Source organism: uncultured Microbulbifer sp., assembly GCF_947489355.1.
Classification (GTDB): domain Bacteria; phylum Pseudomonadota; class Gammaproteobacteria; order Pseudomonadales; family Cellvibrionaceae; genus Microbulbifer.
In genome coordinates this window covers 165,044-190,144 of sequence record NZ_CANLDD010000002.1, presented here as the reverse complement: position 1 = coordinate 190,144, position 25,101 = coordinate 165,044, and the positions used below count along the sequence as shown (strand labels likewise).

Here is a 25,101-nt window from a genome sequence, read left to right as displayed (position 1 = left end):
CCAGCAGATCCACGTATCTGCGCCAGTCTTTACAGGCGACATTCAAACAGTTCAGGACGAACTGTTTGAATTCGGGTTATGAGCGGCACAGGGAAGTGCCGCCGCCGGCAGCGCCGGCGCGAGGCTGAAAAGGCCAGCAGATCCACGTATCTGCGCCAGTCTTTACAGGCGACATTCAAACAGTTCAGGACGAACTGTTTGAATTCGGGTAAAAAAGAACCCTAGAGATCGACGGAGTAGACGTGTGAGTAAACCAGGTGCTATTGATTTTTCCACCTTCCCGGATGCCAGCGGGCATTTCGGCCCCTATGGCGGCCGCTTTGTTTCGGAGACGCTGATCAGCGCACTGGATGAATTACAGGCGATGTACAGTCGCCTGAAAGAGGATCCGGAATTTGTCGCTGCCCTTGACCGCGATCTGGCGCACTATGTCGGGCGGCCATCGCCACTGTATCTTGCCGAGCGCTTGACAGAGCAGGCCGGTGGGGCGCGTATCTGGCTTAAACGCGAAGACCTCAACCACACGGGTGCGCACAAGATAAACAATGCGGTTGGCCAGGCCCTGCTGGCCAAACATAGCGGCAAGACCCGGGTGATTGCCGAGACGGGGGCTGGTCAGCACGGTGTGGCGTCGGCCACTGTCGCCGCGCGGCTTGGGCTGCAGTGTGTTGTGTATATGGGGTCGGAAGATGTCAAGCGCCAGTCTCCTAATGTCTACCGCATGAAGCTGCTTGGCGCTGAAGTGGTACCGGTGGAATCCGGTTCCAAGACCCTCAAGGACGCCATGAACGAAGCCATGCGCGACTGGGTCACCAATGTGGACAATACCTTCTACATCATTGGTACCGCAGCAGGCCCCCATCCGTATCCGCAGTTGGTGCGGGATTTCAACGCCATTATTGGCCGTGAGGCGCACAGCCAGAGCCTGGCGCAGTTTGGCCGCTTACCCGATGCCCTGGTGGCCTGTGTTGGCGGCGGGTCCAATGCCATCGGTCTGTTTCACCCCTTCCTGAATGCGGCTGAAGTGAAGATGTTTGGTGTCGAGGCCGGTGGCGAGGGTCTGGCTTCTGGTCGGCACGCGGCTCCGCTGAATGACGGTATTCCCGGTGTGTTGCACGGTAACCGCACTTACCTGATGGAGGATGACGACGGCCAGATTATCGAGACCCATTCCGTGTCTGCGGGGCTCGATTACCCGGGAGTGGGGCCAGAGCACGCCTGGCTCAAGGATATCGGGCGGGTCGAATATGTCACCGCCGATGATACGGAGGCGCTCGACGCCTTCCGCCGCCTCACCCGTACCGAGGGTATACTGCCGGCGCTGGAGTCCAGTCATGCGGTGGCTTTCGCGCTGAAACTGGCGGTCGATATGGCGCCGGAGCAAAATATCGTTGTGAACCTCTCCGGTCGCGGCGACAAGGATATTTTTACCGTTGCTGCGATCGACGGCATTGAGGTTTAACCATTCCAAAACCGCTTTACAGTGTGGGGTTGGGTTGCACAATATTGATTGAATGCACTGGTGTCGGGCCGGGAGTAGCTCAGGGAATACATGTGACAGAACAAAACAGAATTGATCGCCGCTTTGCTGCGCTGGGCAGAGAGGGTCGCAAGGCCCTGGTAACTTACCTTGTTGCCGGGGATGGCGGGCTCGGGAATACGGTTCCCCTGATGCACCAGTTGGTGGCGAACGGGGCGGATGTGATTGAGTTGGGGGTGCCTTTTTCCGACCCCATGGCGGAGGGGCCAGTGATCCAGAAAGGCCATGAACGGGCTCTGGCCAATGGCGCCTCGCTGCGCAAGTGCCTGGCGCTGGTGCAGGCGTTCCGCCAAGTGGATAAGGAGACCCCGGTGATTCTGATGGGTTACGCCAATCCTATCCAGCGCATGGGCGAGCGGGCGTTTGCCGATGCCGCCTGTGAGGCCGGAGTTGACGGCGCGCTCACCGTGGATTTGCCGGCGGAGGAAGCGGGGCCGCTCAATGGACTGTTGGCGGAGCGCGATCTGCGCAATATTTTTCTGCTGACGCCCACCACCAGTGATGCGCGTATCCGGGAAATTTCCGCCCTGGCCAGTGGTTTTGTTTACTATGTATCCCTGAAAGGGGTAACCGGAGCCGGTCACCTGGACCTGGACTCTGTACGCAATAACTTAGCCCATATCCGCCGCTTTACCGATCTGCCCCTGTGTGTGGGCTTCGGCATCAAGGATGGCGCATCGGCGCGCGCTGTCAGCGCCCACGGAGAGGGTGCAGTAGTCGGTAGCGTATTGGTATCGGCGATTGATGAAGCACCGGACCTGGTGGCGGCCAAGGAGCGGGTTGGGGCGATTGTCAGCGAAATGCGCCAAGCCCTGGACCGGTAAGCGCGGCCCTGCGTTCAGGCACTGGACTGGCCAGAAAGCCAAAAACAGCGGCTGATGTGGCCGGGTTCGGTGCTCAGCTTAGTGTTTTAATTCGCAGCCTGAAACTCACCGGTCGGTACAATACATCGGCCTACTGAAAGCATCCGGATTTGGAAACGAGATGAGCTGGTTAGAAAAAATTGTTCCCTCAGTCATTCGCACCGAGCGCCGCACCGGCAGCAGCAAGGTGCCCGAGGGGGTGTGGAGAAAGTGTGTCAAGTGTGATGCGATGCTTTACCGCCCGGAGCTGGAACGCAATCTGGATGTTTGCCCCAAGTGTGACCACCATATGCGCATCGGTGCCCGTCGCCGGCTGGATATCTTTCTCGATGAGGCAGGGCGGGAGGAACTCGCCAGCGATGTGCTACCCGTGGATCGCCTGAAGTTCAAGGACGTCAAGAAGTATAAGGACCGCCTTTTGCAAGCGCAAAAAGCCACGGGTGAAAAAGATGCGCTGGTGGCCATGCAGGGCACCCTGAAGGGGGCGCCGCTGATTGCAGTGGCGTTTGAGTTCGCTTTTCACGGCGGCTCCATGGGCTATGTGGTCGGAGAGCGCTTTACCCGTGCGGCCCAGCGCGCCCTGGAGCAGCGGATACCGCTGGTGTGCTTCTCTGCGACTGGTGGCGCGCGCATGCAAGAGGCGTTGATCTCGTTGATGCAGATGGCGAAAACCTCCGCGGTGCTCGAAAAACTGAAGATGGCGGGGGTGCCCTATTTCTCCATCATGACCGATCCGGTTTACGGTGGTGTCTCCGCCTCCCTGGCGCTGCTGGGGGATATCAACGCGGCGGAGCCCGGTGCCCGCGCCGGTTTTGCCGGGCCCAATATTATCGAGCAGACCATTCGTCAGAAACTGCCCAAAGGGTTCCAGCGCAGTGAGTTTTTGCTGGAGCACGGCGCGATTGATCTGATCATTTCGCGCAGGGATATGCGCTCAACGGTATCGCGCCTGCTGGGTAAGCTGAGCGGCAACTGATGTCCGGTTGAGCCGGTCATCTTTGTCGCTGTGTTGCCACCCTTTGTGACTTGTCCAACGATGCTTTCATTACAAGACTGGCTCGACCGCCTGGAGCGCTTGCATCCCACTGAAATTGAGCTGGGTCTGGAGCGTGTCTCCAGTGTGGCCGGCGCATTAGGCGTTCAGAAACCCGCTCCAACGGTGATTACGGTTGCCGGGACCAATGGCAAGGGCACCTGTGTGGCTGTGATGGAAGCCCTACTGTGCAGTGTCGGTCGATCTGTCGCTGCCTACAGCTCCCCGCACCTGCTGCGCTTTAATGAACGGATTCGTATCAACGGCGGGGCGGTGTCTGATAATGACCTGGTCAGTGCCTTTGAAGTGGTGGAGGCCGCCCGTGGCGAGATCAGCCTGACCTACTTTGAATTCACCACCCTGGCGGCGCTGTGGCTCTTCCAGCGCGCCGGCGTTGCGTTCGCGCTGTTGGAGGTCGGCCTCGGTGGGCGCCTGGACGCGGTCAATCTGGTGAATACGGATCTGGCCATTATCACCAGTGTGGCCATGGATCACGAGGACTGGCTGGGCAGCGACCGGGAAATGATTGGTGGTGAAAAGGCCGGAATTTTACGCCCGGGTATCCCCTTTGTCTGTGCGGACAGGGCACCGCCGCAATCCATTGTGTCCGCAGCGGAAAACCACGCTGGTTTCAGCTACTTTATTGATCGGGATTTCACTGTGACGACTGGCAGTGGCGGGGGCCATTATGAGTTTGGCGCGCTGACGCTGACAATCCCGCCCATCAGCTTGTCATATGCCAGCACTGCTGCTGCAATTACTGCCCTGGCGGTGCTCAATGTTCTGCCACAGCAGAACACCGAGGCAGTATTGTCCCGCATGGCACTCCCGGGACGCTGTCAGCAGGTGCAGTGGCGTGAACGCACGCTGTTGCTGGATGTTGGTCACAACCCCGCTGCTGCGGCGCACCTGGCGCGCTGGCTGGAATCCAACCAGGTGGCGGGGGAGACCCATGCCCTGGTGGCAGCTATGGCGGATAAGGACCTGAGTGGCCTGTTTGCCCCACTGCGGCCCCTGGTAGACCGCTGGCACCCGGCGCTGTTACCGGGCAATATCCGCGCTGCGGGGGCCAAGGCCCTCTGCACCGGTCTGGAGGCGGCGGGTGTCGAGGTAACGAAAGTGGATGGCCGCTGTCCAACGGTTGCCAGTGGGTTGCAACAGTTGCTGCTGACTATGGGTCCGCAGGACAGGTTGCTTGTATTTGGATCCTTCTTTACTGTGGCGGAAGTTCTGCAGCAGATACGAGACGAGGGTAATGAAGAATTGCGAGGACAAGTCCTCCCCTAAGGGGCGACTGAATGACGGCTTCAAGCAGCGTATTGTCGGTGCGCTGGTGCTCGTCGCTCTCGCTGTGATCTTCCTGCCCAGCCTGCTGGATCGTGAAGCAGCGAAAGGCTATATCAGTGAGGTGAGTCAGATTCCCGCGGAGCCGGATATCCACCCTATCGAGATTGCCAAGCCAGAGCCTGTGAAGGATGTGGCCCCGGCCCCCCCAGCCGATGCGGCCTTCCAGCCGGCAGTGCCCGAGCAGTTTTCCAACCCGCCGGCGCAGGCTGAACAAAGCGCCGCTTCTCCGCCTGCGGATAACCGGGCACAAGACAGCCCAACGTCCAGCAGCAATACCCCTGTTGCGCCCAAAAAGGGTGCTTCACCACTGGTGGATGCCCAGGGCCTGCCGATGGCCTGGGTTGTACAGGTGGCCTCTTATCGGGAGCCCACTCGGGCGGAGCAACTGCGTATACGCTTGATGGATAAAGGTTACCGGGCCTACACTCGTGCTGTACAGACCGACAAGGGACGCCTGGTGCGAGTCCTTGTCGGGCCCAAGATCAATAAGTTGGATGCCCAGGCCCTGAAACGGGAACTGGATACTTTGCTGCAGACGCAAACCCTGATTCTGCGTTTTTAAAGTTCCGTCCGTGTAAGATCTCGGCACAGCTTCCCCGCCTGGGCATCAGCAGGGCGCCGGCCTCCGGCCGTATGTTTGCATTTTTATTCGGTAAAAACTCATGGCTGTATGGCGAATCGCCCAAGAAGTTTTGTCTCTGGGGGATTAAATTCCAGTCGGTTGGCCTACAGCTTCACGCGCTTGGTTCCTTACGTTAGAATGCGCGCTCTTTGCGGCAACAGCCGCCACGAAGGTGGGTTGAATGAATTGGGCTGACTGGATCATTCTGGCAATTGTGGGTATCTCCACGCTCATCGGTCTCGGTCGGGGCTTTGTGCGCGAAACCCTGTCACTGCTCACCTGGGTCGCCGCTTTTATTGTCGCCATGTTGTTTCGAGACCAGTTGGCGCCACTGCTTTCCAATCTCGTCGATACCCCCTCCCTGCAGATGATTACCGCCTTTGCCATCCTGTTTTTCGGCACCCTATTAGCGGGTGCGGGCCTGAATACGATGCTCTCCGCTTTTGTCGAGGCCACCGGTTTATCCGGCACCGACCGGGTGCTGGGAGTGGTGTTCGGTCTGGTGCGGGGGGGGATTGTGGTGATGGCGCTATTGATACTGGCGCCGGCGCTGGTGCCAGTGAAACAGGACAGCTGGTGGGGGGATTCGGTGTTGATTACACATTTCCTTGAGTTCGAGGGCAGTACACGGGCGCTGGCCAAGTCCGTTATGGACTTCTTCGGAACGTTGTTTTAATCGGGTGCTAGCGCCGCTTTCTCGATCAATAAGGTCAAAACTATGTGTGGTATTATCGGTGTCGTCGGTAAGAGTGACGTCAATCTGCAACTCTATGATGGACTCACCCTATTGCAGCACCGGGGTCAGGATGCCGCCGGCATCGTGACCTGTGACGATGATCGCCTGAACCAGCAGAAAGCCAATGGCCTGGTGCGCGATGTGTTCCGAGCGCGCCATATGGAGCGTTTGAAGGGTAATTTTGGCATCGGTCATGTCCGCTATCCCACTGCGGGCAGTTCAGGCCCTGCACTGGCGCAGCCGTTTTATGTGAACTCCCCCTACGGCATTGCCATGGCCCACAATGGCAATCTCACCAATATGCGCGAAGTGGTGGACGAGATCTTCCAGCAGGACCTGCGCCATATCAATACCGATTCCGATTCCGAAGTGCTGCTGAATGTCTTCGCCCACGAGCTGCACAAACTGCACAAGCTGCAGCCCAAAGCGGAAGATATCTTTACCGCCATGCGCGGCGTGCACAAGCGCGTGCGCGGTGCCTATGCCTGTGTGGCCCTGATTGTGGGTTACGGTATCGTCGCCTTTCGCGACCCAAACGGCATTCGCCCACTGGTGTATGGCAAGCGCGAAACGGAAAAGGGCACCGAGTATATGGTGGCCTCCGAATCTGTGGCCCTGGATGTGCTCGGTTACACCCTGGTGCGCGATGTGGCACCCGGTGAGGCGATTTATATCGAGCTTGACGGCACAGTGCATTCCGAACAGTGCACCAGGAACCCATCCCTCACCCCCTGTATTTTTGAACATGTGTACTTTGCGCGCCCGGATTCCATTATGGACGGTGTGTCTGTACACAAGGCGCGCCTGCGCCAGGGGGAGCACCTGGCGGACAAGATCCTGCGTCTGTGCCCGGACCACGATATCGATGTGGTGATCCCCATCCCCGATTCTGCCCGCACCGCCGGCCAGACCGTGGCCTACCGTCTGGATGTGAAGTTCCGTGAGGGTATGGTGAAAAACCGTTATATCGGCCGTACCTTTATCATGCCCGGGCAGAGGCAACGCAAAAAATCTGTGCGCCAGAAACTCAATGCGATCGAGCTGGAATTCCGCGGCAAGAACGTCCTGCTGGTGGATGACTCCATTGTACGCGGTACCACCTGCAAGCAGATTATCCAAATGGCCCGCGATGCCGGTGCCGCCAAGGTATATTTCGCCAGCGCCGCCCCCGCGGTGAAATACCCCAATGTATACGGTATCGACATGCCGTCCGCCAGCGAACTGGTGGCCCATGGGCGCACCACCGAGGAGATCTGTGCAGAAATCGGTGCAGACTGGCTGATCTACCAGGACCTGGAAGATCTGGTGGTCAGCTCCAGCGGTGGTGACCAGAGGATCGACCGTTTCGATTGTTCCGTATTCGACGGCAACTACATTACCTGCGATGTGGACGATCAGTACCTCGACGACCTGCACACGGCGCGCAATGATAATGCCAAACACAAGAAGGTCGATACCAGTGCCCTGTAGGTGATCCTCCAGTGCGCGCTCTTCAGCAGAAGAGCGCGCCATAGAGGGGCGTTTCAGGTAAGATGACCGCTTCGGTAAATACTGACCAGGAAGCGGTATATGCTTGAAGACGACAATTACGCTCTGGAAACCCTGGCGGTGCGTGCCGGGCAGGTCCGCTCGCCGGAGGGCGAACACTCCGAGGCGCTCTATCTCACCTCCAGCTACGTTTTTCCCTCCGCCGCGGAAGCCGCCAGACGTTTTTCCGGTGAGAGTGCCGGCAACGTCTACTCCCGCTATACCAACCCCACCGTGCGCATGTTTGAAGCGCGCATTGCCACTTTAGAAGGTGGCGAGGCCGCAGTGGCGACAGCCAGTGGCATGGCTGCCATTCTCAGTATTTGCATGGCCCTGCTGAAAAGCGGCGACAGCGTGGTCTGCTCCCGCAGTGTGTTCGGTACCACCACGGCGCTGTTCGGGCGCTATATGGAAAAGTTCGGTGTGCGTGTGTGCTACGTGGACCTTACCGATATGGACGCGTGGGAACAGGCGGTGGACGGTTCCACCAGGCTGCTGTTTATGGAAACCCCTTCCAACCCGCTCTGCGAAGTGGCGGATATCCGCGCCCTGGCGAAAGTGGCCCACGGTGCCGGTGCGCTGCTGGTGGTGGACAACTGTTTCTGCACCCCGGCCCTGCAGCGCCCGCTGGCGCTCGGTGCCGATATCGTGGTGCACTCCGCGACAAAGTTCCTCGATGGTCAGGGCCGCGCCCTGGGTGGCGTCGCCGTGGGTGGCGAGGCAATCATGGACGCGTTGGTGGTTTTCCTGCGCACCGCCGGGCCCAGTATGAGTCCGTTTAACGCCTGGGTGTTTCTCAAGGGGCTGGAGACATTGAGCCTGCGTATGCAGGCCCACTGCACCAACGCGTTGGATCTGGCCTGGTGGCTGGATGAGCAGGAGCAGGTGGAGCGGGTCAATTACACCGGTCTGCCCAAACATCCCCAGCACCGACTTGCCCGCGAGCAGCAGGCCGCCTTCGGCGCGGTACTGAGTTTTACCGTGCGCGGTGGTCGCGAGCAAGCCTGGACTGTGATCGACAGCTGCAGGATCCTGTCCTGTACGGCCAACCTGGGCGATGCCAAGAGCACCATCGTGCATCCGGCCACCACCACCCACGGGCGCCTCAGCGAAGAAGATAAAAACCGTGCCGGTATCACTGAGAACCTGATCCGCATCTCCGTGGGGCTGGAGAATGTAGAGGACCTCAAGCGCGACCTGATGCGGGGGTTGTCCCGGCTGTAAGCGTCGTGATCTGCCGGTAGTGCAGCGGGGGCAGGACCTCTGCCTATGATAAATAGTGGGGCGACATCACTCGGCGGCGGGCTGGCCATTTGGTGTCTGCCCATGCCGGAAACGGGGTGCCCTCAGCGGGGCCGCAAAAACGGCCTGAGCAACAGTGAGCAGTAATGGATTTGCCGTGCAAAAAATAGTTTCCGCCATCGTTTCCGATGTTGGCCGTGTCCTGTTGGGCAAAGAACGCCAGGTGCAACTGGCGCTGGCCTGCTTGCTGTCAAAAGGCCACCTGCTGATTGAAGATCTGCCCGGCATGGGCAAGACCACCCTGGCGCACGCGCTGGCGCAGGTTTTGGGGCTCTCCTACAAGCGGGTGCAGTTCACCAGCGATATGCTGCCGGCGGATATCCTCGGTGTATCGATCTTTGATCGAGAGTCGGGCCAGTTCCGTTTCCATGAAGGCCCGGTATTCAGCCAGGTGTTGCTGGCTGACGAAATCAACCGCTCCTCGCCGAAAACCCAGAGCGCCCTGTTGGAAGCCATGGAGGAACGCCAGGTCAGTGCCGATGGCGAGACGCGTCAACTGCCGCAGCCGTTTTTTGTGATCGCCACCCAGAACCCGCTGCAGCAGTCGGGTACCTTCACCCTGCCGGAGTCCCAACTGGACCGTTTCCTGATGCGTATCAGCCTCGGCTATCCCCCCCGCGAGGCGGAGCGGGCCCTGTACCTGGGCGCTGATCCCCGCCGGCAACTGGCTGAAATAAAACCGCGCATTGACAGTAATACCCTGAAGAAAATGCAGCATCTGGTGGGGCAGGTGAAAACCTCTGAAAGCCTGCTGGATTACCTGGAGCGGCTGGTACTGCATACGCGCCGGAGCCCAGACTGCGCTGTGGGTTTGTCGCCGCGGGGTGCCCTGGCGCTGCTGTGTGCGGCGAAAGCCTGGGCCCTGATCCACAACCGCGGTCATGTGCTGCCGGAGGATATCCAGGCGGTTCTGCCCTCTGTAGCCGGACACCGTCTGCAGAGCGACGGTGGCAATGGCGATCAACTGGTGGAGCGCCTGATGCGCCAAGTGGATATTATTGCGGCCTGAGCAGATGAGTGTGACCCGCAACACCGCAGGCAATCCTTCCCGCATGCTGGGCAATCGCTGGCGCGGCACTATGCAGCGCTGGCTCAACCGGCGTGCGCCCCGGGCTCGCACCATCACCCTCAATCACCGCCGCCTGTTTATCCTGCCCACCGGTGCGGGGTTCGGTTTCCTGCTGATGCTCGCGCTGTTGTGGCTGCTGGCCACCAATTATGAGAATAATCTGGTATTTGCCCTGACTTTTTTACTGGTCAGTGTTTTTGTGGTTTTACCGGTGCATACCTTTGCCAACCTGACGGGTTTGCACTTGCAACTGCTGCGCACCCGCGCAGCTTTTGCCGGGGATTTTGCCGAGGTTGACATCAATCTCCGCCGCGAAGGCAAGCGTAAACGGGAGAGGATACAGCTGGCTTGGCCGCCGGAAGAGGGGGCTTATGTGGACCTGTGTGATCGGGCCAGCGCAGATGTCTGCATTGCCATGCCCGTGGTGGAGCGCGGGCGGGTACAGGCCCCGCGCCTGCGTATCAAAAGCCGTTTTCCCCTGGGCCTGTTTTGTTGTTGGAGTTGGCTCGATCTGGATGTGGAGTTCCTGGTGTACCCGCGCCCGGTATCCGCCGGCCCACTCCCTGTCGGTGCCGCGCAAACCGAGGGCGAGTGCGGCGAGGTGCGCCGCGGCTACGATGACCTCAGCGCCCTCAAGCCGTACCAGCCCGGCGACTCATTGCGCCATCTGGCCTGGAAACAATACGCCGCCGGGCGCGATCTCTACAGCAAGGAGTACGAGAGCCGCACCGATGGGCGTCTTTGGCTGGATTGGGCGCTGCTCGACGGGCGAGATGTAGAGACCCGCCTGAGCAACCTGTGTCACTGGGTACTGCAGGCGGAGAGACAGAATATGGCCTATGGCCTGCGCCTGCCCGGCACCCGTATTGCGCCTGCCCTTGGACCTGAGCATCAACAACAGGTACTACAAGCCCTGGCCCTGTTCCCGAAGTGGGGAAACTGATGGCGAGCGCCAGGGAATGGTTACCCCGCGAGAGCCTGGTGTGGATTTTTGCCGCGCAGTTTGTCGCCCTGCTGCCCCAGTGTACCCAGTTGCCCCTGTGGATCCCCTTTACCTGGGCATTTGCAGTTTACTGGCGCCTGGAGGTCTTCCGGGGTCGCCGCGACTTGCCCGGGCGCCCCCTGAAACTGCTGGTTACTTTGCTGGCAATAGCGGGACTGGCGCTGTCCTACCAGAACTGGTTCGCACTGGAACCCATGGTGGCGCTGCTGGCTTTGTCCTTCACCCTGAAAAACCTGGAGCTGGTGAACCGCCGCGATGCCTTTGTCAGCCTGCTGTTGGCCTATTTCGTTGCGGCGACACTGTTCGTGCGGGAGCAGACCATCCCCTTTGCCGTTTATGGCCTGCTCTGTGTGGTGGTGATTACTGCGGCATTGGCCGCGCAATTGGGCCGCCCCAGTGCGCACCCGCGCCGGGCCCTGGGTCTCTCGACCCGCCTGCTGGCCCAGGCCACGCCGCTGATGTTGCTGCTGTTTGTGGCGGTGCCGCGCCTGGGGCCACTCTGGTCTGTGCCCCAGGACACTTCCACGGGGCGTACCGGGGTGAGCGATTCCATGGCGCCGGGGGACTTTACCCGCCTGTCCAGGTCCGGCAAACCGGTACTGCGCATCGCTTTCGACGGGCCCATACCGCCGCCGGAGCAGCGCTACTGGCGCGGGCTGGTCTACTCCGAGTTTGATGGGCGCACCTGGCGCCAGGGTTTTGCTGTCGACCCCCGCAACGGGGGGCGGGTGTATTGGAATAGCGGCGAACGGCCCCTGCCGCAGGTGGGCCCGCGCTATCGCTACCAGGTGATTCAGGAGGCGAGCCATGCCCCGTGGCTGTTCGCCCTGGCGCGTCCGGATTCCGACAGCGCCGGGGTCGGGACCACAGATGATGACCGCCTGGTCAAGCGCACGCCGGTCTTCAACCGCTTCGCCTATGAGGTGCGCTCCTGGCCCAGGGGTTCCCGGGGTGCGACGGTGCCGCTCAGCAGTGCCGAGCGCCGTCGCAATCTGCAGCTGCCGCCGTCCGGCAATGCACGCACCCGCGAATGGATGGAGCGCCTGCGCCGGCAGGGCCTGGATGCCAGTGCTATTTCCGCGCAGCTACTCGCGCGCTACAACCGCGAGTTTACTTACACATTGAGTCCCCCGGCCCTGGGGTCCGACAGTGTGGATGCATTCCTGTTCGACAGCCGGCAGGGCTTCTGTGAGCATTTTGCCGGCAGCTATGTCTTCGCCATGCGCGCTGCGGGTGTGCCCGCGCGGGTGGTGGCCGGTTACCAGGGCGGGGAGTGGGTGAGCGGCGAGGAGTACCTGCTGGTACGGGAATACGATGCCCACGCCTGGGCGGAGATCTGGCACCATGGGCGCGGCTGGCAGCGGGTAGATCCGACAGCGGCTGTATCACCGGAGCGGGTGCGCGATGGCCTGGAAAGCGCGGCAGGTGCAGAGTTTATGCAGGATGCCCTGCTGCCTTGGCACCGCGTTGATATTCTTGTGAAACTGCGCCTGCAGTGGGACAGAATCAACTACCGTTGGTACCAGACCGTCGTTAGCTTTGATCAGGACAGACAGCGGGATTATCTGCTGCGCCTGTTGGGCGAGATTTCCCCGCTGCGCATGGCGTTGTTGTTCCTCGTGCCGATGGCAGTGGTATTGTTGGGCCTACTGCTGTGGATTTGGCGCGGGGGGCAGGGGCGCAAGTTGCCCCCGGCTGAACGTCTCTACGATAAATTCTGCCGGCGTATGGCGCGTGCAGGGTTAGTGCGCAGCACGGGGGAGACACCGCGGGACTATGCGCAGCGTATCATTGAGGCCAGGCCGCAGTTGGCGGCCCTGGCCCGGCGCGTCACCGACGCTTTCGAGCGCGCGGCTTACGGTGAAGATCAGACCGCGCAGAAAGCCTTGCGTAAACTGTTGCGCTGGCGTCTTGTGCTGCCGGGATCAATCCAGGACGCGCGGCATGGACAGGCGCCGACAGAGCACTAATCCTTGAACAACCTCTCTCTCAAGATGCCGGTGAGACTGCAGTGTTTCCTGCTGGGCTACAGCGGTACTTCCCTGGCCACCGGTCTGCAGGTGATTCTGTTGCCCTGGATCGCCCTCACGGTGGTGGACCTGCCGGCGTTACAACTGGGCTGGGTACAGGCATCGGTGTTGCTGCCGAACCTACTCCTGCTGCTGTTTGGCGGTGCCCTGGCAGACCGGCGCGATCCCGCCGTGGTATCGGCGCTGGCCTGCTTTGGCCTGTCCCTGTGTCACGCAGTGCTGCTGCTGTGTTTCACCCTGTATGTCATCAGTTTGCCGGTGTTGTTGGCCTATGGTAGCTGTCTGGGGGTCTGCAGCGCTTTTTTACAGCCGTCCCGGGACAATTTGGTACAGCGCAGTGCCCGCAATCCAAAAGGGCGGGCTTCGGAGCGCTGTGTGCAGACAACGGTGACCTGGATGATGCTGGCCCAGTACGGTGGCCAGGCTGTCGGCATGCTGCTGGCCAGCCGTTTTGACCAGTGGGGGCTGGAGTCTCTTTTGGGGGTGCAGATTGCGGCGCTGCTGCTCTCTGCACTTTTCCTACTCTCATTACGCGAGCGCGGTGTCAGTGTCGCTGCGGCGGAACAGCGCCCGCATGCACTGATTCTCGACGGACTCTCGCAGGCCTGGCGGCGCCCGGTATTGCGCGAACTCACGGCACTGATGGCGTTTAACGGCTTTGTGCACATCGGCGTATTCCTGGTGGTACTGCCACTGCTGGCCGAGGACTACGGTCGCGGCGCCAGTTACTATGCAACGCTGCAGCTGGCCTTTGTGGCCGGTACGGTCACCGCCACCGTGACCATGTTGCGCCGTGGCCAGGGTCCGGAACCGGGGCGGGGCATCCTGATGTGTCTGCTCTACAGCGCGGCTTTGCTGGTTGCGATTAGTTTCGGGCCCACGCCACTCGGCCTGACCTTGCTGTGCCTGTGTTGGGGTGCTGTAGCGGCGGCCTCTGCGGGGTTGGGGCGCGGTATCGTCCAACTGCTGGCGCCGGCGGACTACCGCAGCCGGATCATATCCATTTACCAGTTAGCCCTGTTTGGTTCTGCAGCGCTCGGTGCACTGGCGGCGGGCGTGTTGAGCGAATACGCGGCGCCCCTCACCACCCTGCTGTGGGCTGGTATCTTGAGCTTTGTGGCGTTTGTGCTGGCCGCGCTAAGCGGCGCACTGCGCCGGATAAAAGTGCCCGATGGCACAGCGTGAAGCCCTGCCCCCGAGAGGACCAACTGCCAAGCGCACACCCTACTATTGGCTGTGAGGCCCCGTTTGACGGAGGTATCCGTTGAGTTCCACGAAAAGTAAAAGTACCAGCAGCAATTGGTCTGAGCGGGTGACGCGCAGCAGCCATGCCCTGGATCTGCGCGAGGGCCTGTTCAGCCTGGATGACCCCAGAGCTATTGCGTGCGCATTGAAAAGGGCGGCTGAGACCAGCGGGCAGCGCAAATCTGATCCCTATCGCTCCGCAATGTCGATGCTGACGTTCTATATCAATCGCGCAGGGCAACGGTTGCCCGCGCACAGGCGCCGGGTTCTGGAAGCGGCCAAGGCCGAATTGCGCGGGCTTTATGGGCGTGGGCGCCGGCATTGAACCGGCGCAGCGCGAGGTGGTCTTCCGGGATTCAGGGCGCCTGGCAGGGCAGGCAGCGCAGATAAAGGGCGCGGGGGTCGCGGTAGCTTTGCAGCTCGGCGATTGGCGCCAGTACAGGCTGTACGCTGTTCAACCAGGCTCCTAAGGGCAGGTTGGCTTGGAGGCGTGCGGCGAGCTGAGCGTCCACATTGTCGCTCAGGGCACGCAGAAACTTTTCGCCAGGGGTCATTTCCCGTTCGATTTCTACGATATCGTATTCTTCAACATCGGCAAGTTGTGCCGCGTCAGCGATGGCATCACCGAGATTGCCAAGCTCGTCCACCAGCCCCAGCTTCTTTGCGGCGCGCCCGGTCCACACCTGTCCCTGGGCAATCTTGTGCACCTCTTTCGGGGTGCTGCCACGGGCTTCGGCGACAATGCGCAGAAAACGCGCATAGGTGTTGTCGACCCCCTGTTGCAGTATGCTGGCAGCCGCGTCCGACAGGGGGCGGTCCAGGCGCATGCTGCCGGCCAGATCCGTCGTGCCCACGCCATCGGTGTAAATACCGATGGATTCGAGTGAATCCTCAAAGGTCGGGAAGGCGCCGAATACGCCGATTGAGCCCGTGATGGTGGCGGGGGAGGCCCAGATGCGGTCGCCGCCGGTGGCGATCCAGTATCCACCGGATGCGGCCACGCTGCCCATGGAAATCACCACCGGAATATCCGCTTCGCGGGTGGCCAGCAGTTCCTGCCGAATTTCCTCGGAAGCAAATGCGGAGCCGCCACCGCTATCGATACGCAGTACCAGGGCATCCACTTTTTTCTTGCGGGCCTGGGCAATCAGCTTAGCCAGGCTCTTGCCGCCAATTCTGCCGGCGGGGGCCTGGCCATCGACAATGGTACCGCTGGCGGTGATCAGACCGACTTTGCTGGTTTGCTGGAGTTTCCTGGCGGTGTCGGCGAGGGTGCGGCTGCGCAGGTAATTGAGGGCATCAATGGATTTGTACTTGCGTTTGCTCTTTTCATCCTCGCCGATGGCCTTTCTCAGTTCCTTCATGGCCTCGTTGCGGCTGGCGAGTTGATCCACCAGTTGATTGGCCAGTGCCGCCTCGGCCCAACTGCCCCCGTGCTGCGACAGCTTCTCTGGCAGCTCGTCGATAAACAAATCGATACGCTCGGCGGGCAGGTTGCGCAGACCGGTCACCTGTTCGGTGTATTCGCCCCAGAGTTCGCGCAGCCAGCGCTGATTGTTCTCGCGTGAAGCGGGGGACATGTTGTCGCGGGTGTAGGGCTCGATAAAGTCCTTGTAATCCCCCACTCGGAACACATGGAAATTCACCTTCAGCTTGTCCAGCGCGCTCTTTACATAGTTGCGGTAGACGCCGAAGCCGGTGAGTATCACCGAGCCCATGGGGTTTAGATAAACCTTGTCGGCGTGGCTGGCGAGAAAATACTGGGCCTGGGTATAGTTGTCGCCCACCGCGTATATGGGCTTGCCAGCGGCTTTAAAGCGCTGCAGGGATGCGCCAATTTCGTCCAGTTTGCTGAGGCTGCCTCCCACCATCTGATCCATTTCCAGTACCAGCGAGGAGATGCGCTTGTCCTTGGCGGCATGGTCGATCGCATCGACCAGATCTTTGACGCGGACTTCCATAGGGCTATTTGGGCCTCCCAGGAAGATTGGCAGCGTGGCGGGCTGGGAGAGCTCATCCACAAGGAAACCGCTGGGCGCCACGCGCAGAGCGGCGCCCTGGGGAACCACCAGCTGGTCGTCCTTGCTGAAAATGGCGACACCGAGAAACAAGAGTACCAACAGGAACAGCAGGTTGGTGAACACGCGCCTCAACCAGGTAATGGAAGCGCCAATAGCCCTAAAAATACTGCGTACAAGGCCTTTTTGCGGGGGTAAATCAGTCAAACCTCAAAACTCCTTAGCGCGTTGGGGGTTCAGTCGTTTTCGCGCATCTTTCTTTTGAATCATAGGTAGGGTGCCCGCCTGGGGGCTACTGCAGGCGATGCCAGCGACTGCTCATCATTGCAGAAAAGAATAGAATAAGGCTTAAGGTCAGCATGGCGCCATCCTGCCAGCCGCGTGTAGGCATCATTACGTCGACAATACCGCTGGTGATGTACAAAAGCAGGATAAAACAGAGCCACAAATAGCTGCGATAGCGCTGTTGGATCAAGCCGGGCAATACCAGCAGTAGCGGTAGGGTCTGTATGCTCCACAGCGGGATGGAACCGCCCTCCAAAAACAGGTTCCATACCGCAAACAGCACCAGCAGGCCGATATAACAGAACCAGTTGATGCCCAGTGCTATTTTCAGCTTGTGCTGCACGGCATCGTTCACGGGGAGCCCCCTATCCCGCTGCTGACCGGTGTTTGTTGCAGGGCCCCGGCCAGCTTGCCGATGCGCGCGCCGAGTGCCCGGCACAGGGTGATTTCATCATCACTCAGTGCGCTGGTACCGCCTCTGGCCCAGTGAGAGGCACCGTAGGGGGTACCGCCTGTGTGGGTGCGAGTCAGCCCCGCCTCGGAATAGGGGATACCGGCGATCAGCATGCCGTGGTGTAACAGTGGCAACATCATAGAGATAAGTGTGGTCTCCTGTCCGCCGTGCAGGCTGTTGCTAGAGGTAAATACCGCGGCCGGCTTGCCAGTCAGGCTGCCCTCCAGCCAGAGATCGCTGGTCTGATCAAGGAAATAGCGCATCGGTGAGGCCATATTGCCAAAGCGGGTGGGGCTGCCCATGAGCAGGCCGGCGCAGTGGCGCAGGTCATCGATTGTACAGTAGGGGGCGCCTTCGCTGGGTACCGGCGCCAGGCTGGCCTGGGTGTCAGGGGATACACTGGGCAATGTGCGCAAGCGTGCGCTCATTCCCGATGACTCCACACCGCGGGCAAGCTCCGCGGCCATACGTGCAGTGGCGCCGGTGCGGCTGTAGTAAAGGACCAGAATATAGGCCGTGGAACCTTCCCCCATTAAAACAACTCCAATACCGCTTCCGGCGGGCGACCGATGGCAGCTTTATCACCCTTAACAACAATCGGGCGCTGGATCAGAATGGGGTTTTTTGCCATTGCATCGATCAGCTGCGCTTCACTCAGTGTTTTATCTTGCAGGTTCAGCTGCCCGTAAAGCGCCTCTCCGGTGCGCATTAAGTCGCGCGCGCCGGTACCGAGCCTGGCAAGTATCTCATTGAGGATCTGTGCCGATGGCGGTGTTTCCAGGTAGAGGACCACTTCCGGTTCCAGTCCTTTTTCCTGCAATAGCTGCAGGGTTTGGCGGGATTTTGAACAACGGGGGTTGTGGTAAATCGTCCACATCTTGGCGATATCCTGTTAATGTTTGGCGTATTCTAACCGAATAACCTTGCGGAGTTCTAAGCTTGGGCAAGTACTGCCTTGCTGTGCAAGCGTTCGCACGGCGCAAGATATCAAAACAGGAATCACCATGCAGGACTGGGTGAACCACTGGCGGCGCTTTGCGGTGTCACTGTGGACGCTGTTCAACGAGAAGGGCTGCCAGCGGAGCGCGGCGGCCCTCACCTATATCACCCTGTTCGGGATAGTACCGCTGGTGACCGTGAGCTATGCCATGCTATCGCTGTTTCCGGACTTTGCCGGCCTTCAAAGCAAGTTACAGGAACAGATTTTTTCCCACTTCGTGCCCCAGAGCGGACGTGAGGTGCAGGAATATATCAGCAGCTTTTCCACCCAGGCCCAGCGCTTAACCGGTGTGGGCATCGCCATGCTGATTGTTACTTCCGGACTGGTGCTGCGGAGTATCGAAGGCACCTTCAATTCCATCTGGGATGTGTCCCGTGGGCGCAGCGGGGTCTCCAGCTTCCTACTCTATTGGGCGATACTCAGCCTGGGGCCGATTCTGTTGGGCGCGGGATTGGCCGCCAGTACCTATTTGCTGTCCCAGAAACTATTTCTGGGCGGAGAGGATGGTTTGGGTTTGATGGCGGTTGCGTTGAGGCTGCTGCCTTTTATTTTTACCAGTGCCATCTTCACGCTGTTGTTTACCGCAGTACCCAACTGTTACGTGCCCTTACGCCACGGGATTGAAGGTGGTGTCATTACCTCAATCGCCTTTGAGGTCATGAAATACCTGTTCGGAGTCATTGTCGCGCGCAGTTCGGTGCAGGCGATTTACGGGGCCTTTGCCTTTGTGCCGCTGTTTCTCCTGTGGATCTACCTGATGTGGATGCTGGTACTGGCGGGCTGTGTGCTTGTGCGCACCCTTTCAATGTATCAGTCGGCGACTCAGGGGCGCCGGCACGCGGACCTGGTGGCAACCCTGATTGTGCTGTGGCAGCTCTATACCGGCGGCCGGCATGGGCAGCCTTTGCGCGAGCGGGATATCGCCCTGATGGGCATCAAATTCGGCCAGTGGCGGCGACTGAGCAAGGTACTGCAGGATCACGGGGTTCTCACCCGGACCGACAGGAATGATTATGTCCTGATGCGCGACCTGAACACTGTTCCACTGATGGAACTGACGGCCTGGCTCAGCCCCCAGTGGATACCCGGTGGTATTCCAGAAGACCTGCCGGGGCTGCGATGGTACAGCGAGGTGGAGCGGCGTCTTGCCAATACGCGGGATTTTGCCAGAGAACAACTCAAGGTTACTATTGGGGCATTGTTCAAGGCTGCCTGTGATCGCGAAGATGCGGCGCAGCACGGCGCAGCGCCTGCGGGCGAGGATAACAATAATAAGGGTGAAACAGCCCTGCATGAAGGGGGGAGCGATGTTCCTGACAATGATAAAAGAAAAGCTGAAGAGCACCCTGGGGGCAGCTTTTCTGTGCTCGCTCGGCGCAATAAGCGCCTGTGATACAGGCAGGGCTTTGAAAACCATCGGCGGAGAACCGATTGAGACGGAGGGGAAGATTCTACTGGTCAATTACTGGGCGCAGTGGTGCAAGCCCTGCCGTGAAGAGGTGCCGATACTCAATCAGCTTGCACAAAGCCAGGAAAATATTGTGGTGGTGGGGGTGAATTTTGATAATTTGCCGATTCCTGTCGTTACCGGACAGGCGGCTAAGCTGGGAATTGAATTTCCAGTCCTGTCCTCTGAGCCAGCCGGGCGCTGGGGGCAGCCCCGGCCCGATGTGTTGCCGACAACCCTGATCATCAATGCCGATGGCAGTTGGAAAAAAACATTGGTGGGCCCTCAGGCCGCTGTAGATTTCAGGATGGCACTGCGGTAATCGGTCCGGTCCACGATACACTGTATATAACTATAACTAATACAACTATAGGGCTTTGGCGCATCACTGATAGCATGCCGCCACTTTCCAGTTTGCCCGGGGTGGGATTCATAGATCATGCATATCAGCTCCTTCGCTCTGCTGTTTTTCTTTGCGGTTTTGTTATACGCCTTGCACCGTTGGCACAGGGGAACAAGTTCTCTCGCACCGGCGGTCTTTGCCGGGCTGCTCCTCGGTGCAGTGTTCGGAGCAACGCTGCAGTTGTCACGGGGTTGGGGAGCCGTGCCCGGGGAGGTTCTGCCCTGGATAGAGATGTTGGGAGACGGTTATGTGAATTTGCTGTATATGCTGGTGATGCCCCTGGTGCTTACCTCTATTCTGGTGGCAGTGGTGAAGGTGAGTCACACCCAGGCATTGGGCAAAATCAGTGTTTCCGTGCTGGCGGTGTTGCTGGGCACAACGGCGGTGGCAGGGTTGATTGGCGTGGCTATGGCTGAGCTGTTCGGATTGTCCGCAGCCGGTCTGGTTGAGGGCAGTCGTGAGGCTGCGCGGGTTGAGGTACTCAATGAGCGCTTCGGGCGGGTGAGTGACCTCTCAATCCCGGAGATTATCGCCTCGTTTATCCCGCGAAATATTTTTCAGGACTTGACCGGAGCCCGTTCCACTTCGGTGATTGCGGTGGTTATTTTTGCGGTGCTACTGGGGCTTGCTGCGCTGGCGGTGCGCCGCGAGTTCCCGCGAGAAGGGGCGGCCATAGAGGGCTTTGCGCATGTCGCACAGGTTTGGGTGATGAAACTGGTGCGCCTGGTCATGGCCCTCACACCCTATGGTGTAATGGCCCTGGTGGCCGGGCTGATTGCCAAATCCAGTTGGGGCGATATTGTCAACTTGCTCGGCTTTGTACTGGCTTCCTTCTGCGCGATCGGCTTGATGTTCCTGGTGCATGGCTTGTTGTTATGGATCAACGGTGTTAACCCGCTGCACTACTTTGCCAAAGTGTGGCCGGTGCTGGTATTCGCTTTCAGCTCTCGCTCCAGTGCCGCCACTATCCCGCTCAATGTGGAAACCCAGGTGGATCAGTTGCGCAACTCCCCTGCAATCGCCAATTTCTCCGCATCCTTTGGCGCGACCATAGGTCAGAACGGCTGCGCGGGAATTTATCCGGCGATGCTGGCTGCCATGGTAGCCGTACCACTGGGGATCGATGTCTGGAATCCCCTGTGGTTGGGCACGCTCATTGCCGTGGTGGTAATCAGCTCCTTTGGTATTGCCGGAGTGGGCGGCGGTGCCACTTTTGCCGCTCTGGTGGTTCTGCCTGCAATGGGTTTACCGGTGACCATCGCCGCGCTGTTGATATCCGTGGAGCCCCTGATCGATATGGCGCGAACGGCACTCAATGTAAATGGCGCGATCACAGCGGGCACACTGACCCAGCGTTGGCTGGGGGATGAGGTGCCCGGAGCAGAGGTGGTGGAAGGGTAACTGATCCGTGCAGCACATCGGCTGGGTGGTCAACCGATTGTTGAGAAGGCTGTTCCAACAGCTAATTCGGTATCTGGTGCGCGGGGATTTTGGAAAGCTGGATATTCGTTGCCTGCCCCGGTGTAATTCAGCGTCTATTCAGGCCGATTTGCTTAATCTGGCCCCCGTTGATGAACAGCGGGAGATTGATTGTGCAATGCTTTAAACAGCTTATGGCCGGTGCGGCCATTGTGACACTATTGAGTTTCAGTATTTCTGTCAAAGCGGGGCCGGGGGGCTATGCGGGTTCCTATGATGCCGATATCTACGATTTTGCACCGGTTACAGAAGTCATCCCCATCTATACCGATATTCAGGTACGCACACCGCGCACCCAATGCCGCGAGGAACAGGTAGCCTACCGTGAGCCCGTGTCCCCCGCCGGTACCCTTGTCGGCGGTTTGATCGGCGCGGCCATTGGCAACAATCTGGGCGGCCGCCGCCAGGGTCGTTATCACCACCGCGGCGGTGCCACAGTGGCGGGGGCAGTGGTGGGCGCTTTGGTTGGCAACCAGATCAGTCGTACCAGCGCCCCGGTTTACTACACTACGGAATCCCGCTGCGGGGTTGTGGATGAATTCACGACGCGTAGGGAACTGGTCGGATACGATGTGCGCTATCGGTATAATGACCGGGCGTATCTGACCCGCACCGATCACCACCCCGGAGATAGAATCCGGGTTCGTGTCGTTGTCTCGCCGGCGCCTTGAGTCAAAGCGAGAGCGGCCGCAGACAGCCAAAGGTGGAAATCTGGATATCCACAGGAGCCGCATCGTGAAACCTAGCAGCGCTTTTTTACGCACTTTTTTTCTTATTTTTGCCCTGTTTCCCGGGTTGTGTTCCGCCTCTGTGCGCGGTTTGCCGATTTCTGAAAGGGAAGCGTACAAACCTGAATACCGTTATGTACAGGGGGGGGAGATCTCCCGCGAGGCGGCCGCCTCCCTGGTGAAACGGCGCTATGGCGGCAAAATACTGGCAATCTCTGAAACCCGTAAAAATGGACAGGCGGTGTACCGTGTAAAGGGGTTGTCGGATAAGAGTCAGGTTTATGTGGTCTATGTGGACAAGCAAAGCGGGCGTATCTCCCGATAAACGCCTTCAGCAACCACTTCAGACCAGCAGCACAAAGGGAAAGCAAATGCGCGCACTTTTAGTCGAAGACGAAGCACTGCTCAGACAGCAACTGGCGCAATCGCTGCGCGATGCGGGCTACACCGTGGATGAGGCCCCCGATGGAGAGGAGGCGCTCTATCTGGGCCGTGAGTATCCCTATGATATTGCGGTGATGGACCTGGGCCTGCCGAAAATGGACGGTATCCAGGTGATACAGAGCTTGCGCAGTGAAGAGAAGCACTTCCCCATATTGATTCTAACCGCCCGTGGCCACTGGCAGGAGCGGGTGGCCGGGCTGGAGGCCGGCGGCGATGACTACCTGGTAAAGCCCTTTCATACAGAAGAGCTGTTGGCCCGTCTCAATGCGCTGGTACGTCGTTCAGCGGGTTTTTCCTCCCCCACCATCAAAGCCGGTCCTATAAGTCTGGACACCAGTTCCCAGCGAGTGGTGGCCAACGGTGTGGAGCTGGAGTTGACCTCTTTTGAGTACAAGGTGCTTGAATACCTGATACTGCACCCTGATGAGGTGGTTTCCAAAACCACCCTGACCGAACATATTTACGAGCAGGATTGCGATCGTGACAGCAATGTGATCGAGGTGTTTATTGGACGCTTGCGCAAGAAAATAGCTGCTACAGCCCAGTGCAAGCCCATTGAAACTCTGCGCGGGCGCGGCTATCGCTTTGTTGTGCCCCGATAAGTCCGGATGCCGATACGCGTGATTGCTCCCTGGTCGAATTCCCTCAAGGGCCGCCTGGCGCTGGTCACCAGCCTGGTACTGGTGGGCTTTGTACTGTTGATCTCCGGGGTACTGGAGCACGCCTACCGCACTTCTCTGGATGAAGCGAAGCAGCGGGAATTGCAGCTCTATATCTACACGTTACTGGCGTTAGCGGAACCGGAGGGCGACAGCCTGCTGTTGCCTCCGGAGCTGCCCGAGCAGCGCTTTAACCAGCCGGATTCCGGTTTGGTAGGCGCGGTAGTCGATGGCGAAGGGCAGATTGTTTGGCGTTCTGAATCGGCCCTGGCGATGCCGGAGCTGAAATTCTACCCCCTATCTCAGGGGCAGCAGTCTTATATGACAGTTGCTCTGCCCGGCGATGTTGCAAATTACAGCAGCTTTCGCCAGGGTGTGGCCTGGGGACTGGAAAATGAGTACCCGTTTACCTTTGTTGTACTGGAAGATGCCGGGCCTCTGCAGGCGCAGGTCGACCAGTTCCGCTCTATCATTTGGCGCTGGCTGGGCGTGTGTGCATTGCTATTGACTCTGGCCCAGTGGCTTGTGCTGCGCTGGGGGTTTGCACCGTTGCGGGTAGTTGCGCATGCACTGCGGGAAATACAGCGCGGTGGCAGCGACCGACTGGAGGGCAACTTCCCGCGGGAATTGCGCCCTCTCACCGATAATCTAAACCTGTTGATTGAAAATGAGCGTCGCCAGCGGGAAAAAACCCGTCACACCCTGGCGGATCTGGCACACAGTTTGAAAACCCCATTGGCGGTATTGAAAGGATTGCGCTTAAGTGGCGATTCACAGCCCGCATTCAATACCTTGACCGATCAAGTGCACCGTATGGACAGTATTATCAACTACCAACTGCAGCGCGCGGTGACCAGTTCACCGAAGTCTATTTTGCGCGGTATCCCGGTAGCACCACTGATGCACAAAATTCTGGATGCGCTGGAAAAAGTATACCGCAACAAACCCAGTGAGGTACGCAGTCACTGCAGCGAGGAGGCGCTGTTTTACGGTGATGAGGGGGATCTCATGGAGTTGCTCGGCAACCTGCTTGATAACGCCTACAAGTACGGCAATGGCCGGGTTGACGTACATGTCGAACAGATGCCCGGCGGACGCAACCTGATGATCCGTGTCGCTGATAATGGACCTGGGCTTGATCGCGAAACCTGGCAGGCAGTTACCCAGCGCGGCGTGCGTGCCGATCAGCAGCAGCCTGGACAGGGGATCGGCCTTGCCGTGGTGGTGGACATTGCTGAAAGCTACCAGGGGCACATCAGTGTAGAGCCACTTTCTTGCGGAGGTACAGAAATTACCATAACACTTTAGCATCCACGCAAAATAAAAATGTGCACTGTGCCGTGGCACCAGGATGGTGTTTCAGCTTCTGTGCGGTTTCCCTACCATACCAGTAAGGCAGGAGAGAAGAATACCGTTCTCCCAGGATCGTATTAGGCATGGATGCCGATTGCGAGCGTACAGGATTGTATTCTCAGCGCGTCCTGGGAGAGGGTATTCTTCCGGCCCGGGAGTAACAGATACAAAGAGATCACCTGTGGCGAATAAACTACTTGGCTGCTTATTGTTCGGGGCTACCCATCTGCGATCCAAAATGTTTAGGTACGGCGCTTAAGCGGGTACTGTCAGCAGGTCTTACTGATGCCCGCTATTGAATGCGCAGGGTGTAGTTCAAAGGGGATGCGTTTTGATACCTGGGCCACGGGTACCATTTAGGTTTGTATATTGTCTTTGACACTTTCCTTCGTAGCGGGCGCAATTGGAACTCTGGTGCGAACCCTTGAAATACAGGCAGCTTCACATTGTTGCGCCAGTCATTTTTTAAAGGCAAGGGTGACAAGTCAAAAGGCTGGCGTTAGGCTGTTGGCTT

General features: G+C 59.1%; 24 protein-coding genes. 20 read left to right on the top strand and 4 right to left on the bottom strand.

The window, feature by feature from the left end; translation table 11 throughout:
• The first annotated feature begins 244 nt into the window (after window positions 1-244).
• The 13 genes from trpB to Q1A48_RS02780 all read left to right on the top strand — a co-directional run bounded on the left by trpB (window position 245) and on the right by Q1A48_RS02780 (window position 14,642).
• Complete coding sequence (gene trpB, locus Q1A48_RS02840) at window positions 245-1,462, top strand: tryptophan synthase subunit beta (protein WP_299940895.1); 1,218 nt, start codon at window positions 245-247, stop codon at window positions 1,460-1,462.
• A 92-nt stretch (window positions 1,463-1,554) separates the two neighbouring features.
• Window positions 1,555-2,364, top strand: a complete 810-nt coding sequence (gene trpA / locus Q1A48_RS02835; protein WP_299940892.1) for a tryptophan synthase subunit alpha — start codon at window positions 1,555-1,557, stop codon at window positions 2,362-2,364.
• A gap of 160 nt (window positions 2,365-2,524) precedes the next feature.
• On the top strand, window positions 2,525-3,379 hold the full coding sequence (gene accD, locus Q1A48_RS02830) for an acetyl-CoA carboxylase, carboxyltransferase subunit beta (protein ID WP_299940890.1): 855 nt from the start codon (window positions 2,525-2,527) through the stop codon (window positions 3,377-3,379).
• A 60-nt stretch (window positions 3,380-3,439) separates the two neighbouring features.
• Window positions 3,440-4,723: a bifunctional tetrahydrofolate synthase/dihydrofolate synthase gene (folC, locus tag Q1A48_RS02825; protein WP_299940888.1), complete on the top strand. Its 1,284-nt coding sequence runs from the start codon at window positions 3,440-3,442 to the stop codon at window positions 4,721-4,723.
• Window positions 4,692-5,345 carry an SPOR domain-containing protein gene (locus tag Q1A48_RS02820; RefSeq protein WP_299940885.1) on the top strand — a complete coding sequence of 218 codons (654 nt, stop codon included), beginning with the start codon at window positions 4,692-4,694 and terminating at the stop codon, window positions 5,343-5,345. Before folC ends, Q1A48_RS02820 begins: the two co-directional genes overlap by 32 nt.
• 241 nt (window positions 5,346-5,586) lie before the next feature.
• On the top strand, window positions 5,587-6,081 hold the full coding sequence (locus tag Q1A48_RS02815) for a CvpA family protein (RefSeq protein ID WP_299940883.1): 495 nt from the start codon (window positions 5,587-5,589) through the stop codon (window positions 6,079-6,081).
• A 42-nt stretch (window positions 6,082-6,123) separates the two neighbouring features.
• Window positions 6,124-7,611, top strand: coding sequence for an amidophosphoribosyltransferase (gene purF / locus Q1A48_RS02810; protein ID WP_299940880.1), 1,488 nt, complete (start codon window positions 6,124-6,126; stop codon window positions 7,609-7,611).
• Window positions 7,612-7,710: 99 nt separating this feature from the next.
• Window positions 7,711-8,892 (top strand): O-succinylhomoserine sulfhydrylase, encoded by a 1,182-nt coding sequence (locus tag Q1A48_RS02805; RefSeq protein ID WP_299940877.1) that lies wholly within the window; start codon window positions 7,711-7,713, stop codon window positions 8,890-8,892.
• Window positions 8,893-9,067: 175 nt separating this feature from the next.
• On the top strand, window positions 9,068-9,979 hold the full coding sequence (locus tag Q1A48_RS02800) for an AAA family ATPase (RefSeq protein WP_299940874.1): 912 nt from the start codon (window positions 9,068-9,070) through the stop codon (window positions 9,977-9,979).
• A gap of 4 nt (window positions 9,980-9,983) precedes the next feature.
• Complete coding sequence (locus Q1A48_RS02795) at window positions 9,984-10,982, top strand: DUF58 domain-containing protein (RefSeq protein WP_299940871.1); 999 nt, start codon at window positions 9,984-9,986, stop codon at window positions 10,980-10,982.
• A complete protein-coding gene (locus tag Q1A48_RS02790) occupies window positions 10,982-13,012 on the top strand; it encodes a DUF3488 and transglutaminase-like domain-containing protein (RefSeq protein WP_299940868.1) in 2,031 nt (676 codons plus the stop codon). Before Q1A48_RS02795 ends, Q1A48_RS02790 begins: the two co-directional genes overlap by 1 nt.
• Before the next feature lie 3 nt (window positions 13,013-13,015).
• Complete coding sequence (locus tag Q1A48_RS02785) at window positions 13,016-14,257, top strand: MFS transporter (RefSeq protein WP_299940865.1); 1,242 nt, start codon at window positions 13,016-13,018, stop codon at window positions 14,255-14,257.
• A 79-nt stretch (window positions 14,258-14,336) separates the two neighbouring features.
• Complete coding sequence (locus Q1A48_RS02780; RefSeq protein ID WP_299940862.1) at window positions 14,337-14,642, top strand: DUF3175 domain-containing protein; 306 nt, start codon at window positions 14,337-14,339, stop codon at window positions 14,640-14,642.
• A 31-nt stretch (window positions 14,643-14,673) separates the two neighbouring features.
• On the opposite strand, the gene sppA is transcribed toward Q1A48_RS02780, so the two are convergent.
• The 4 genes from sppA to arsC all read right to left on the bottom strand — a co-directional run bounded on the left by sppA (window position 14,674) and on the right by arsC (window position 17,951).
• Complete coding sequence (gene sppA, locus Q1A48_RS02775) at window positions 14,674-16,542, bottom strand: signal peptide peptidase SppA (RefSeq protein ID WP_299940860.1); 1,869 nt, start codon at window positions 16,540-16,542, stop codon at window positions 14,674-14,676.
• 85 nt (window positions 16,543-16,627) lie between these two features.
• The gene (locus Q1A48_RS02770; RefSeq protein WP_299940857.1) at window positions 16,628-16,975 is read right to left on the bottom strand and encodes a DUF2069 domain-containing protein; all 348 of its coding nucleotides are present in this window, start codon (window positions 16,973-16,975) and stop codon (window positions 16,628-16,630) included.
• Window positions 16,972-17,607: an NAD(P)H:quinone oxidoreductase gene (wrbA, locus tag Q1A48_RS02765; RefSeq protein ID WP_299940854.1), complete on the bottom strand. Its 636-nt coding sequence runs from the start codon at window positions 17,605-17,607 to the stop codon at window positions 16,972-16,974. Before wrbA ends, Q1A48_RS02770 begins: the two co-directional genes overlap by 4 nt.
• Window positions 17,607-17,951 (bottom strand): arsenate reductase (glutaredoxin), encoded by a 345-nt coding sequence (gene arsC / locus Q1A48_RS02760; protein WP_299940853.1) that lies wholly within the window; start codon window positions 17,949-17,951, stop codon window positions 17,607-17,609. The genes wrbA and arsC overlap by 1 nt, the downstream gene beginning before the upstream one ends.
• A gap of 127 nt (window positions 17,952-18,078) precedes the next feature.
• Between arsC and Q1A48_RS02755 the strand changes: the two genes are divergently transcribed.
• The 7 genes from Q1A48_RS02755 (at window position 18,079) to Q1A48_RS02725 (ending at window position 24,542) form a co-directional block, all read left to right on the top strand.
• Entirely contained in the window at window positions 18,079-19,467 is a 1,389-nt protein-coding gene (locus Q1A48_RS02755; RefSeq protein WP_299940850.1) for a YihY family inner membrane protein, read from the top strand.
• A 13-nt stretch (window positions 19,468-19,480) separates the two neighbouring features.
• Window positions 19,481-19,843, top strand: a complete 363-nt coding sequence (locus Q1A48_RS02750) for a TlpA disulfide reductase family protein (protein WP_299940847.1) — start codon at window positions 19,481-19,483, stop codon at window positions 19,841-19,843.
• 117 nt (window positions 19,844-19,960) lie between these two features.
• Window positions 19,961-21,325: a cation:dicarboxylase symporter family transporter gene (locus Q1A48_RS02745; protein WP_299940845.1), complete on the top strand. Its 1,365-nt coding sequence runs from the start codon at window positions 19,961-19,963 to the stop codon at window positions 21,323-21,325.
• 191 nt (window positions 21,326-21,516) lie between these two features.
• On the top strand, window positions 21,517-22,074 hold the full coding sequence (locus Q1A48_RS02740) for a glycine zipper 2TM domain-containing protein (RefSeq protein WP_299940842.1): 558 nt from the start codon (window positions 21,517-21,519) through the stop codon (window positions 22,072-22,074).
• A 64-nt stretch (window positions 22,075-22,138) separates the two neighbouring features.
• Window positions 22,139-22,456, top strand: coding sequence for a PepSY domain-containing protein (locus Q1A48_RS02735; RefSeq protein ID WP_299940841.1), 318 nt, complete (start codon window positions 22,139-22,141; stop codon window positions 22,454-22,456).
• Window positions 22,457-22,502: 46 nt separating this feature from the next.
• Complete coding sequence (locus tag Q1A48_RS02730) at window positions 22,503-23,177, top strand: response regulator transcription factor (RefSeq protein WP_299940839.1); 675 nt, start codon at window positions 22,503-22,505, stop codon at window positions 23,175-23,177.
• 6 nt (window positions 23,178-23,183) lie between these two features.
• Window positions 23,184-24,542, top strand: coding sequence for an ATP-binding protein (locus Q1A48_RS02725; RefSeq protein WP_299940838.1), 1,359 nt, complete (start codon window positions 23,184-23,186; stop codon window positions 24,540-24,542).
• The last annotated feature ends 559 nt before the right edge of the window (window positions 24,543-25,101 follow it).